The 12,255-nt window shown below is 70.7% G+C and carries 11 protein-coding genes; 7 read left to right on the top strand and 4 right to left on the bottom strand.

What is annotated here, in order from left to right:
* Window positions 1-54: 54 nt before the first annotated feature.
* A complete protein-coding gene (locus OG381_RS21275; RefSeq protein ID WP_327717655.1) occupies window positions 55-1,335 on the bottom strand; it encodes a M6 family metalloprotease domain-containing protein in 1,281 nt (426 codons plus the stop codon).
* Window positions 1,336-1,592: 257 nt separating this feature from the next.
* On the opposite strand from OG381_RS21275, the gene OG381_RS21270 reads away from it, so the two are divergent.
* Together OG381_RS21270 and OG381_RS21265 are read left to right on the top strand one after the other, a co-directional pair.
* Window positions 1,593-2,234, top strand: a complete 642-nt coding sequence (locus OG381_RS21270; RefSeq protein ID WP_327717654.1) for a TetR/AcrR family transcriptional regulator — start codon at window positions 1,593-1,595, stop codon at window positions 2,232-2,234.
* A gap of 120 nt (window positions 2,235-2,354) precedes the next feature.
* A complete protein-coding gene (locus OG381_RS21265; protein WP_327717653.1) occupies window positions 2,355-3,896 on the top strand; it encodes an MFS transporter in 1,542 nt (513 codons plus the stop codon).
* Between the two features lie 115 nt (window positions 3,897-4,011).
* Here OG381_RS21265 and OG381_RS21260 read toward each other — a convergent pair whose 3' ends face one another.
* A complete protein-coding gene (locus OG381_RS21260) occupies window positions 4,012-4,536 on the bottom strand; it encodes a MarR family winged helix-turn-helix transcriptional regulator (protein ID WP_443061919.1) in 525 nt (174 codons plus the stop codon).
* 99 nt (window positions 4,537-4,635) lie between these two features.
* On the opposite strand from OG381_RS21260, the gene OG381_RS21255 reads away from it, so the two are divergent.
* Window positions 4,636-5,421: a dioxygenase family protein gene (locus tag OG381_RS21255; RefSeq protein ID WP_327717651.1), complete on the top strand. Its 786-nt coding sequence runs from the start codon at window positions 4,636-4,638 to the stop codon at window positions 5,419-5,421.
* A 7-nt stretch (window positions 5,422-5,428) separates the two neighbouring features.
* On the opposite strand, the gene OG381_RS21250 is transcribed toward OG381_RS21255, so the two are convergent.
* Entirely contained in the window at window positions 5,429-5,944 is a 516-nt protein-coding gene (locus tag OG381_RS21250; RefSeq protein WP_327717650.1) for a GNAT family N-acetyltransferase, read from the bottom strand.
* A gap of 185 nt (window positions 5,945-6,129) precedes the next feature.
* Here OG381_RS21250 and OG381_RS21245 point away from each other — a divergent pair, with 185 nt between their 5' ends.
* On the top strand, window positions 6,130-7,125 hold the full coding sequence (locus OG381_RS21245) for a sigma-70 family RNA polymerase sigma factor (RefSeq protein ID WP_327717648.1): 996 nt from the start codon (window positions 6,130-6,132) through the stop codon (window positions 7,123-7,125).
* A 432-nt stretch (window positions 7,126-7,557) separates the two neighbouring features.
* Here the strand turns inward: OG381_RS21245 and OG381_RS21240 are convergent, their stop codons facing one another.
* Complete coding sequence (locus tag OG381_RS21240) at window positions 7,558-8,523, bottom strand: helix-turn-helix transcriptional regulator (RefSeq protein WP_307029482.1); 966 nt, start codon at window positions 8,521-8,523, stop codon at window positions 7,558-7,560.
* 62 nt (window positions 8,524-8,585) lie between these two features.
* On the opposite strand from OG381_RS21240, the gene OG381_RS21235 reads away from it, so the two are divergent.
* From OG381_RS21235 to pfkB, 3 genes are all read left to right on the top strand, one after another.
* A complete protein-coding gene (locus OG381_RS21235; RefSeq protein ID WP_327717646.1) occupies window positions 8,586-10,127 on the top strand; it encodes an MFS transporter in 1,542 nt (513 codons plus the stop codon).
* A gap of 251 nt (window positions 10,128-10,378) precedes the next feature.
* Window positions 10,379-11,140, top strand: a complete 762-nt coding sequence (locus tag OG381_RS21230) for a DeoR/GlpR family DNA-binding transcription regulator (RefSeq protein WP_046262157.1) — start codon at window positions 10,379-10,381, stop codon at window positions 11,138-11,140.
* Window positions 11,137-12,084: a 1-phosphofructokinase gene (gene pfkB, locus OG381_RS21225; protein ID WP_327717644.1), complete on the top strand. Its 948-nt coding sequence runs from the start codon at window positions 11,137-11,139 to the stop codon at window positions 12,082-12,084. Before OG381_RS21230 ends, pfkB begins: the two co-directional genes overlap by 4 nt.
* The last annotated feature ends 171 nt before the right edge of the window (window positions 12,085-12,255 follow it).

Below are 12,255 nucleotides of genomic sequence, written 5' to 3'. Positions count from 1 at the left end.
GGCTCTCCGTACGGCGGTCGCAGGAGGCCTACCGTAATCCCGACCTGCCCGTCCTCACCGCCGCGTCACCCGCACCCGGTAGTCCCCGGCCAGATCCGCCCCCGCCACCGTGATCCGGATGCCCTTGCGGCGGTCCTCGAAGCCCTCGCCGGGCGCGAAGGGGGCGTCGGAGAGCTCCGCGTGGACGTTCGGGCTGCGCGTGCAGCCGCCGGAGTCGCGCTCGGAGTCGTGGACCGTCACCGGTCCCATGCCGGTGTCCACGTCCGCATCGACCTTGTAGATCAGCAGGCCGGGCCGGCACACGGCCTCGTCGTTGCCCTCGCGGGTACGCAGCTCGACGGCGTATCCGGTGCGCCCGCTGACCGGGACGAAGAGCAGCTTGGCGCCGCCCTCGCGGGCCAGCGGGGTCAGCGTGTACTCGGTCGTGCCCGGCGTCGTCACACAGCTGACCTGGGAGGCGTCCAGCCAGCCCAGCTTCCACTTGTGCCAGCCGAGGAGGTCGTTGTTGGCGCCCCAGTCCTCGCTCATGATGTCCCAGTGGCCGACCGCGCCCCCGCCGTTGGCCGTGTAGAGGTCGGGCAGGCCGAAGACATGGCCGTTCTCGTGGGGCAGGACGCGGTAGCCGGTCCGCGCGTAGGAGCCGGAGCCGTCGTCCTGGCGGGAGTAGACGAAGGACGCGTTGGCGACCGGGACGCCGTCGGCGACCGGGGCGTCCGGGTTGCCGGCGAAGGTCACCGACAGGACCGTGTCCAGCGCGGAGGGGCCGGCGTTCGGGGTGACGAGCACGTTCAGGAAGTCGTACGACCGGAAGTCCACCTTCGGGTCGGCGGCGGCCACGATGTCCTGGACCAGGTCCCGGTAGCCGGGGTCGAAGGGGGCGCCGCGCTCTATGCCGTAGGACGCGAAGGACTTCGGCATGCGCAGCCACCCGGGGATCGGTGTCTCGGCGCGGTAGTCGAGGCGGCCGTAGGAGCTGGTGCGGAACCAGTCCTGGGTCTGCGGGAAGAACTCGTCGAAGCGGTCAAGGGCCCTGCCGCGGCCGGGCGCGTCCGAGAAGTCGATCATCAGGGTGAGGGCGCGGACGGTGCCGGTGGAGCGGGAGTAGCCGCCGGGGGTCGGGAGGCCCTCCGACATCTGGACGGCGGCGGTGCCGCGGATCATGCAGGGGCCGTGGGCCGAGCTGCGGGCCAGCGCGATCGGTCCGGCTCCGGCCGGCGTGGGCAGCGCCCTGAGGTGTCCGGTGCCGGCCGAGGTGCACACCCCGAGCGTCAGCGCGGTCACCGACACGAGGGCGGCCAGGCGGCGCGGACGTATCCGACGGCTGGTCTGCTGCATGCACGGCCCTCTCCGTCCACGGCAGCCGCGGTTCCACGGGCTGCACCCTTTCGATCACCCTGTGTCGAAGGGATGCGGGGGCGCGCGCTGGAGGAGACCGAACGTGGGTTTCTCGGATCGGGTCTTGTGACTCAGGTCACATGAAAACTCTCCCTCAACCTGAAATAACCGGGGAGCGTCTCCCCGTTTAGACCTGTGTCCGCGCGAAACGGGGAAAGCCTCCCCGGATCGCCAACCACCTGCCCGAGGAGCACACCGTGACCGCGACCACTGTGCAGAAGAAGGTGACCCGGCCCCGCGCCGACGCCCTGCGCAACCGGGAGCGCATCGTCACCGCCGCCCAGGAGATGTTCACCGAGTTCGGCCCGGATGTGCCGCTCGACGAGATCGCCCGCCGCGCCGGCGTCGGAAACGCCACGGTGTACCGCAACTTCCCCGACCGCGACGCACTCGTCCGCGAGGTCGTCTGCTCCGTCATGGACCGGACGACGGAGGCGGCCGAGCTCGCGCTCGCCGAGACCGGGGACGCCTTCGAGGCTCTGGAACGCTTCGTGCACACCTCCGCCGACGAGCGGGTCAGCGCACTGTGCCCGATGATCCAGAGCACCTTCGACCAGAACCACCCGGACCTGGAGGCAGCGCGGCTGCGGTGCGAGGAGCTGATCGTGGAGCTCATGGACCGCGCCAAGGCGGCCGGACAGCTCCGCACCGACGTGGAGTCCGGCGACCTCATGATCGTCGTGGCCCAGCTCAGCCGGCCCCCGTTCGGTGCCGCCTGCCTCAACACCGACCGCTTCGTCCACCGCCATCTGCAGCTGTTCCTCGACGGACTGCGGGCCCCGGCCCGCTCCGTCCTGCCGGGCACGGCCATGACCATGGAGGACCTGCGCCAGGCCTGACCGATTAGTTCAGAGCTTCACAGCAGTCAAGAAGACCGACGTTCACCGGCCGTCATCGACGACGGACCGTCCCCTTGCCACTCCTTTTTTCCGTCACGAAGTCCCGAAGTGGGTAACCCCATGTCTGAAACAACCTCCAAGGCTCCCGGCTCGGCCGCCGTCACCGGCGACCCCAACCGCTGGAAAGCGCTCATCTTCATCGCGCTCGCCCAGCTGATGGTCGTCCTCGACGCGACCATCGTGAACATCGCCCTGCCCTCCGCCCAGACCGACCTGGGCATCTCCGACGGCAACCGGCAGTGGGTCGTCACGGCCTACGCGCTCGCCTTCGGCGGTCTGCTCCTGTTCGGCGGCCGGATCGCCGACCTGTGGGGCCGCAAGAACGCCTTCGTCGTCGGTCTGATCGGTTTCGCCGCGGCCTCCGCGCTCGGCGGTGCCGCCACCAACGAGGCGATGATGTTCGGCGCCCGCGCCCTCCAGGGTGTCTTCGGTGCCCTGCTCGCGCCCGCCGCGCTCTCCCTGCTCGCCGTGATGTTCACGGACGCCAAGGAGCGTGCCAAGGCGTTCGGCATCTACGGTGCGATCGCCGGTGGCGGTGGCGCCGTGGGCTTCATCCTCGGCGGTGTGCTGACCGAGTACATGAACTGGCGCTGGACGTTCTTCGTCAACATCCCGTTCGCGATCGTCGCCGCGCTCGGCGCGTACTTCGTCATCCGCGAGCCCGAGGGCGGCCGCAACCGCAACCCGCTCGACATACCCGGCGTCCTGCTCTCCACCCTGGGCCTGGTCGCGCTGGTCTACGGCTTCACCCGCGCCGAGTCCAACGGCTGGGGCGACTCCACGACCGTGGGCATGTTCGTCGCCTCCGCGGTGCTGCTGATCGCCTTCGTCATCACCGAGGCCAAGGTCAAGGCCCCGCTGCTGCCCCTGCGCGTCGTCACCGACCGCAACCGCGGCGGTGTCTACCTCTCGCTCGGTATCGCGATCATCGCGATGTTCGGCACCTTCCTCTTCCTGACCTACTACCTGCAGATCGTGAAGGGCTACACGCCGATCAAGACCGGCTTCGCCTTCATGCCGATGATCGTCGGCATGATGGTCGGCTCCACCCAGATCGGCACCCGCCTGATGACCCGGCTGCCGGCCCGCGCGCTGATGGGCCCCGGCTTCCTGGTCGCCGCGATCGGCATGCTCTTCATGACGCAGCTGGAGATCGGCTCGTCGTACGCCTCGATCATCCTGCCCGCGATGCTGCTGCTCGGTCTCGGCATGGGTACGGCGTTCATGCCCGCCATGTCCCTGGCCACCCTGGGCGTCGAGCCCCGTGACGCCGGTGTCGCCTCCGCGATGGTCAACACCTCGCAGCAGGTGGGCGGCGCGATCGGTACGGCTCTGCTGAACACGATCGCCGCGTCGGCCACGACCTCCTACATCAGCGACCACATCGGCTCCGCGAGCACCCGCTCGCAGCAGCAGCTGGTCCAGCTCCAGGGCCAGGTGCACGGCTACACCAACGCGATCTGGTTCGCCGTCGGCATGCTGGCTCTCGCCGCGGCCATCGTGGTGGTCCTGGTCAACGCCGGCAAGCCGGACATGTCGGCCGTGACCGGCTCCGGCGAAGGCGCGGAGAACGAGCTGCCGGTACCGGTCGTGGCTCACTGAGTCACCGGCGACGACCGTGAGGTCGTACCCCTTCGGGCCGTTCGTACGTGCGGGGACGGGGACGCTTCGCACGTACGGACCCCAGGATCTGCCCTGGTTGTGCTGAGTGAGCGGCTCAGCGGAGCCAGGGCAGGTCCGCACCCGCTTCGTTGGGCTGGAGTCCCTCGGCGACGATCTGCATGATCTCGCCGAGGGACTTCTGCTGTTCCGGGGTGAGCCGGTCGAACACGGCGTTGCGTACGACGGCCACATGGCCCGGCGCGGCCTGCGCGAGCTGCTCCCGGCCCTGCTCCGTCAGCACCGCGAACTGGCCGCGCTTGTCGGAGGGGCAGTCCTCGCGCCGGACCCAGCCGTTCTTCTCCAGGCGGGCGACGGCGTGCGAGAGCCGGGAACGGGTGATCTTGGCGTGCATGGCCAGCTCGGTCATGCGCAGCCGCTCCTCCGGGGACTCGGCGAGCTTGACGAGAAGGCCGTAGTAGATGTGCGGCATGCCCGCGTCACGCTGGAGCTGGCGGTCCATATGGTCTTCGAGAAGAGTGGTCGCATGGACGTAGGAGCGCCAGACGAGCTGCTCCTCGGCGGTCAGCCAGCGTGGCTCTTCAGCGGTCGGGGATGGAGATGCCGTGTTCATATGTCCCATCGTACGAGAGCTCTCCTTGAATGTTAAACAAGTTCGACGTACACTTTTTTCATCAGACGTTTTAGACTTCAAGCAACATCGTCCGGAGGGAACCGCGCCATGTCCGCCGCCATCCAGGAACGCATGCCCGCGCTCTACCTCAGCCACGGCGCCCCACCCCTCGCCGACGACCCGGTCTGGCCCGGCCAGCTCGCCGCCTGGTCCGCGGACCTCCCGCGCCCCAAGGCGATCCTCATGGTCTCCGCGCACTGGGAAGAGGCCCCCCTCGCGCTGGGCGCGGTGGAGACGGTCCCGCTCGTCTACGACTTCTGGGGCTTCCCCGAGCACTACTACCAGGTGAAGTACGCGGCTCCCGGCGCCCCGCAACTCGCCGAGTCCGTCCGCAAGCTGCTGCGCGCCCCGGGCATCCCCGTCCAGGACATCCCGGACCGCGGCCTCGACCACGGCGCCTACGTCCCGCTCGTCGAGATGTTCCCCGAGGCCGACATCCCGGTCCTGCAGATCTCCATGCCCACCCTCGACCCCGTCAGGCTCATGGAGATCGGGCGCAAGCTCGCCCCGCTGCGCGACGAGGGCGTGCTGATCGTGGGCTCCGGGTTCTTCACCCACAACCTGGCCGCGCTGCGCCAGGGCGGCATCCCCGCGTGGTCGGCGGAGTTCGACGACTGGGGCCACCACGCGCTGGACAAGGGCGACGTGGACTCCCTGCTCGACTTCCTCCACAAGTCCCCGGCCGGCCACCTCGCCCACCCGCGCACCGAGCACTTCGCACCCCTGTTCGTGACGATGGGGGCCGCCGAAGCGACCGGTGAGCTGGGGGACCAGAAGTCGGTGATCGACGGGTTCTGGCTGGGCCTGGCGAAGCGGTCCGTGCAGTTCGGCTGAGACCCGCTCACAGCTCCTTCTCGTACCAGGCCACGTCCCAGTAGCGGCCGAACTTCCTCCCGACCTCGCGGTACGTCCCGACGTGCCGGAAGCCGAAGCGCTCGTGCAGCCGCCGCGAGGCCTCGTTGGGCTGGGCGATCCCGGCGTAGGCCCGATGGACGTCCTCGGCGGCCAGCGACTCGAACAGGGCCTTGTAGAGGAGCGTGCCGATACCGCGGCCGCCCGCGTGCGGGGCGAGGTAGACCGTCACCTCGACCGAGGTCGCGTAGGCGGGCTTCGCGCGGAACGGGCTGGATGTGGCGTAGCCCAGAATTTCCTGTGAGTCCGCGTCCGCGGCAACTTTTAGGGGATGCGGACCGTCTTCAGGGTGGGAGAGCAGCCAGGGGCGGCGCTCCTCCGGAGTGAAGACGGAGGTGTCGAAGGTGATCGGCGTCTCACGTACGTAGTGGTTGTAGATGTCGGTGAGGGCCGTGAGGTCACCCTCGACTCCCGGCCTGACCTGCACCTCTGCACGCTCTGTCATCAACTGGCCTCCCCGTGTGGCCGGACAGGGTACTGCATGATCAGAAAAATAGGCGAGCGGGTGGGGAATTCTGTCCTGATTCCAGTCGTTGTTTCCATCGGAAGCAGGGCACCCGAGGACAGTGCCAGGACGGTGCCAGGCCCCGACAGGACCACCCGCCAGCCCACCATCGCAAGGGAGCACGCATGGCAACCCGTGCCGTCGCCCGTCGTAAGTCCGCCAATGGCGGGACCGACGCGGCAAGCAGTGTTCGCGCCCATGGCGGCGAGATCGCCGATCGCGACCTGGTCGGCATGTACCTCGACGAGATCGCGCGTACGCCGCTGCTCGACGCCGCCAAGGAGGTCGAGCTGTCACAGATCATCGAGGCGGGTGTGTTCGCCCAGCAGCTCCTCGACGGATTCGAGGAGTCCAAGGCGGACGCCACCCGTGAGGAGCTCGAGGCGCTGGTCGACGAGTCCGAGCGGGCCAAGGACGTCTTCATCCGCTCGAACCTCCGTCTGGTCGTCGCTGTCGCGCGCCGCTACCCCCGTGCCGGTCTGCCCCTGCTCGACCTGATCCAGGAGGGCAATGCCGGTCTGGTGCGCGCGGTCGAGAAGTTCGACTACCGCAAGGGCTTCAAGTTCTCGACGTACGCGACCTGGTGGATCCGGCAGGCCATCACCCGCTCGATAGCGGACCAGTCCCGCACCATCCGCCTCCCCGTCCACCTGGTCGAGGAGCTGGGCCGGATCCGCCGCGTGCAGCGCGAGTTCAACCGCGAGCACGGCCGCGACCCGGAGCCGGCGGAGATCGCCGCCGAGCTCGGCTCCAACGCCGACCGCGTGGTCGACGTGCTGGACTGGGCCCGTGACCCGGTCTCGCTGAACATGGCGGTGGACGACGACGGCGACACCCAGTTCGGCGACCTGCTCGAGGACACCTCCGCGGTCTCCCCGGAGCAGTCGGTGCTGACGCTGCTGCGCAGCGAGGAGCTGGACGACCTGATCGGCCGCCTCGACCAGCGCACGGCCTCCATCATCAAGATGCGCTACGGCATCGAGGACGGCCGGGAGCGCACGCTGACCGAGGTCGGCAAGGAGCACGGGCTGACGCGCGAGCGCATCCGGCAGATCGAGAAGCACGCGCTGCTGGAGCTGAAGAAGCTCGCCCGGGACACCGGGTTCGACGCGGCGGCGTAAGGGCTGGGACACGGCTCGCCTCAAGAGCCGTGTGCCCGCGTGCGCCGGGTCGTGAAAGGCGCAAACACGGCGGTGTCAGGCCGCTTCAACAGGCAGGACCCTGGGAAAAAGACTTCAGGGCCCATGAGTTCGGGTCCCGGGCGACAGTCCGGGCCCTAGACCAAGTCCCGCCGCACTCCCCCCGGCGCCGGGACTCTCCGCGAGCCGGACTTCGGCGCTCTCCCCCCGGGTGCCGGAGTCCGGCTCTGCCCTTTTCGGGACGGCGGCCTCCCCGGGAGCGGGCGGCCGCGTGGGCCCGCTCACACCGGCAAGCTATGCCCATGTGACACAATCTGCCATCCGGCGGGCATCCCCGGAGTTCAGGTACGGGGAAGCCCGCCGTCCAGCATGCCGCGGCGCCGTCCGCCCCGGGTGCGGTTCGGCCCGGCCGGGTCACCCACCCGCCGCCCGGCTCAGCCGCCCGCCCAGGTCCCGTACGCACCGCACGAGCTCCTCGGGCTCCCGCACCGTGAACTCGCAGTCCACCATCGCCAGCCGGACCGCCAGCCACTCCACGGCATCGCCCACGGTCGCCCGCAGCCGGCACCGCCCTTCCCCCAGCTCCTCCGGCTCCCCGAACCACTTCGGCAGCCGCGCCGCGATGTGGGAGGCCGGCGCCTCGAAGGTCACGTCGATCGCGTACGTCTCCTGCCACCGGTACATCGACTGCCGCAGATACTCCGCCGCGCTTCCCGTCGGCAGCTCCCGCGGAGCGAACCGCGCCCCGGTCGCGAACGGCTCGCTCACCCGGTCGACCCGGAAGGTCCGCCAGTCGGCGCGATCGAGGTCGTAGGCGACGAGGTACCACCGCCGCCCCGTCGACACCAGCCGGTACGGCTCGACCACGCGCCGCGAGTCGGCCCCGTCCTTCGCCCGGTAGGCGAACCGCAGCCGCTCGTGACCGGCCACGGTGGAGGCCATCACGGTCAGCGTCTCCGGCGCGATGCTCGCCCCGTCCCCGCTGGTCAGCGGTGTGGTCGCGGCCTGCAGGGTCGACACCCGGTGACGCAGCCGGGACGGCAGCACCTGCTCCAGCTTCGCCAGCGCCCGCACCGACGCCTCGTCGACGCCCTCCAGCGCGTGCCCGGCCCCGGCCCGCAGCCCCACCGCGATCGCCACCGCCTCCTCGTCGTCGAGGACCAGGGGCGGCATCGCCTTCCCCGCGACCAGCCGGTAGCCGCCGTCGGCCCCCTTCGTCGCCTGCACGGGATAGCCCAGCTCGCGCAGCCGGTCGATGTCGCGCCGCACGGTACGGCGGGAGACGCCGAGGCGATCGGAGAGCTCGCCTCCCGGCCATTCCCGCGGGGTCTGGAGGAGGGAGAGGAGCTGGAGCAGCCGTGCCGGGGTGTCCGTCGTCATGAGTTCGAGGATGCCGTAGAACTAGGACACGACCTGACCTAATGCGGTCGTAGCTTCGAGCCATGACCTCCACCGAACCCCTTGTGGACAGCCCGACAAGCCAGCCGTCGCAGCCCGACCGCCGTCGCTGGTTCGCCCTCGCGATCGTGATGACCGCGGCCTTCATGGACCTCGTCGACGTCACGATCGTCAACATCGCGATTCCGTCCATCCAGGCCGAGGCGGGCGCGTCCGTCAGCCAGATCCAGTGGATCACCGCCGGCTACGCGCTCGCCTTCGCCGCCGGTCTCATCACCGGCGGACGGCTCGGCGACATCCACGGCCGCAAGCGGCTGTTCCTCGTCGGCATCGGCGGCTTCACCGTCGCCTCCGCGCTGTGCGGTTTCGCCGCGAACCCGGAGATGCTGGTCGCCGCGCGGATCCTGCAGGGCGGCATGGCGGCGCTGATGGTGCCGCAGGTGCTGTCGATCGTGCACGCGACGTTCCCGGCCCACGAGCGCGGCAAGGTGTTCGGGCTCTTCGGCGCGATCGTGGGCCTGGGCGCGGTGTCCGGACCGCTGCTCGGGGCGCTGCTGACGGAGTGGAACCTGTTCGGCCTGGAGTGGCGCCCGATCTTCCTCATCAACCTGCCGGTCGGCATCGCGGGTCTGATCCTCGGCAGCCGCTACATCACCGAGTCCAGGGCGCCGCGCGCGCTGAAGCTGGACCTGGTGGGCGTCGCCCTGGTGACGCTGGGCCTGCTCATGCTGCTCTACCCGCTGACCCGCGGCCGCGAGCTGGACTGGCCGCTGTGGGGACATCTGTCGATGGGCGGTGCGGTCCTCGTCTTCGGTGCGCTGGTGGCGTACGAGCGGCGCAAGAGCGCGCGGGACGGCTCCCCGCTGGTCGAACTGTCGCTGTTCAAGGTGAAGAGCTTCGCGGCGGGCATCGCGGTGCAGACCGTGTTCGGGATCGCGCTCGGCATCTTCTTCCTGGTGTGGACGCTCTACATGCAGACCGGTCTGGGCTGGCGTCCGCTGAAGGCGGGTCTGACCGGCGTCCCCTTCTCGATCGCGGTCTCCGTGGCGGCCGGCCTGTCCGTGCAGAAGCTGGTTCCGCGCTTCGGCCGCAAGGTGCTCCAGGCGGGCGCGCTCACCCTGGCGGCGGGTGTGCTGCTCTACCTCTGGGAGGCCGACCGCTACGGCATGTCCATCGCCCCCTGGCAGATGGCCCTGCCCCTGGTCGTGATGGGCGTCGGTATGGGCCTGATCTTCGCCCCGCTGACCGACATGGTGCTCTCGGGCGTCCCGCGTGAGCACGCCGGCTCGGCGTCGGGGCTGATCAACACCGTGCAGCAGATGGGCAACGCGCTCGGACTCGGCCTGGTCTCGGTGGTCTTCTTCGGCACGATCGACGACGATCTGCGGCCCGTCGACGTGGGCCCGGCCTTCGTGAACGCCTTCCAGCACGCGCTGTGGTGGGTGGCCGCGGTGATGGGCGTGATCTTCCTGCTGATGTTCGCGCTGCCGAAGCGGGCGGTGCAGCACCTGGAGGGGGCCGAGGCGGCGGGCACCTCCGCGGGTCCCGCGGGTCCCGTGGGGGAGAAGGAGCCGGAGCTCGTCTGAAGGCGGGGGAAAAGGCCCGGCACCTGGGTTCCACCCGGGGCGCCGGGCCTTCCGTCTGCCGTGAGCAGGCCCGACGGATGGTCCGGGGGCGGGCCGGACGTCCGTTCATGCCCGACCTTCGCGCCCGTTCATGTCCGGATGATGCCCGAACCTGTTTACTTTCCGGAAATCCGGGCGTAGCCTCCCGTGCTGAACCACAAGTTCGGGCATCGGTCGGGAGCGACCGGACGGTGAGGCGGAGGCGAACGGACATGTACGCACCGGAACGGCAGCAGGAGATCCTCCGGCTCGCGCGTGACGGCGGGCGGGTGGACGTGGTGTCGCTGGCCGAGGAGTTCCAGGTCACCGCGGAGACGATCCGCCGGGACCTCAAGGCCCTCGACCGCGCGGGCCTGCTCCGCCGGGTGCACGGCGGTGCCATCCCCGCCGGGCGCCTCGACTTCGAGCCGGACCTCGCCGAGCGCGAGACGACGGCGGCCGACGAGAAGGACCACATCGCCAAGGCCGCCCTCGCGGAACTGCCGACCGAGGGCACCCTGATCCTCGACGCCGGCACGACGGTGGCGCGCCTCGCCGCCGCCATCCCGCTGGAGGCCTCCCTCACCGTCGTCACCCACAGCCTGCCGATCGCGGCCCGCCTCGCGGACCACCCCGGCATCCAGCTCCACCTCGTCGGGGGGCGCGTGCGGCACCGTACGCGCGCGGCCGTTGACGCCTGGGCGCTCCGCGCGTACGGCGAGATCCGGGCCGATGTCCTCTTCGTGGCGGCCAACGGCTTCTCCGCCGACCACGGTCTGACCACCCCCGACCTCGCCGAGGCCGCGGTGAAGCGGGCGGCCGTGGCCGCCGCCCGCCGCGTGGTGCTGCTCGCCGACTCCGCCAAGCACGGCCAGGAGCACTTCGCCCGCTTCGGCGACCTGAGCGACGTGGACCTGCTGATCACCGACAGCGGGCTGAGCCCCGAAGACGCCCTCGCGATCGAACGCGGCGGCACGGAAGTAGTGCGCGCATGATCCTCACCGTCACCCCGAACCCGTCCCTGGACCGCACGTACGAGGTTCCGTCACTGGAGCGCGGCGAGGTCATCCGCGCGACCGGCGAGCGCATGGACCCCGGCGGCAAGGGCGTGAACGTCTCGCGCGCCGTGGCGGCCGCCGGGCAGCGCACGGTCGCCGTACTGCCCCTGGGCGGTGCGCCGGGGGCGCTCGTGGCGGATCTGCTCGACGCCCAGGGCATCGAGGTCGCGCCGGTCCCGGTCGCGGGCGCCACCCGCTCGAACATCGCGCTCGCGGAGGCGGACGGGGTGCTCACGAAGATCAACGCGCCGGGTCCCGAGCTGTCGGCGCAGGAGCAGGAGCTGCTCCTGGAGACGGTGCGGACGCAGTCGCGCGACGCGGACTGGATCGCGTGCTGCGGGAGCCTGCCGCGGGGGCTCGGGCCGTCGTGGTATGCCGAGGTGGTCGCGCGGGCGCACGCCGGGGGCGCGCGGATCGCGCTGGACACCTCGGGGCGGGCGCTGCTGGAGGCGCTGCGTGAGCGGCCCGACGTGGTGAAGCCGAACGCGGAGGAGCTCGCGGAAGCCGTCGGGCGCCCCCTGTCGACCGTGGGCGACGCGGTGAAGGCGGCCGAGGAGCTGCGCGAGATGGGCGCACGTGCCGTGCTCGCGAGCCTGGGCGCGGACGGACAGCTGCTCGTGGACGGCGCGGGCACCTGGTTCGCGAGCGCGCGGGTGGACGTCGTCCGCAGCAACGTGGGCGCCGGCGACTCCTCCCTGGCCGGCTTCCTGATCGCCGGCGGCAGCGGCCCGAAGGCCCTGGCCTCGGCGGTCGCGCACGGCGCGGCGGCGGTACAGCTGCCGGGCAGCGTGATGCCGACGCCGGACGACCTGGACCCGGCCGCGGTCTCGGTGACATCCGAGGTGCCCGTGGACCGTGTGCTGAAGGAGCCGGTGTCATGAACGACCTGACGGCTTCCACGACGGTGTCGGCGCCGGTGGCGCGCGGCACAGGTACGACGGTGCCGGCGCCCATGGCGCGCGGCGCGCTCCCCGATGGACCGGCCATGAAGCGGCGAGGCTCCCCGTTACTCGCCGCGGCCTGTGGGAGGCGGGGCCACCTGAGCCGCCCTG

It is taken from the genome of Streptomyces sp. NBC_00490, from assembly GCF_036013645.1.
Lineage (GTDB): Bacteria > Actinomycetota > Actinomycetes > Streptomycetales > Streptomycetaceae > Streptomyces > Streptomyces canus_F.
This window is presented reverse-complemented; position numbering and strand designations above follow the sequence as displayed.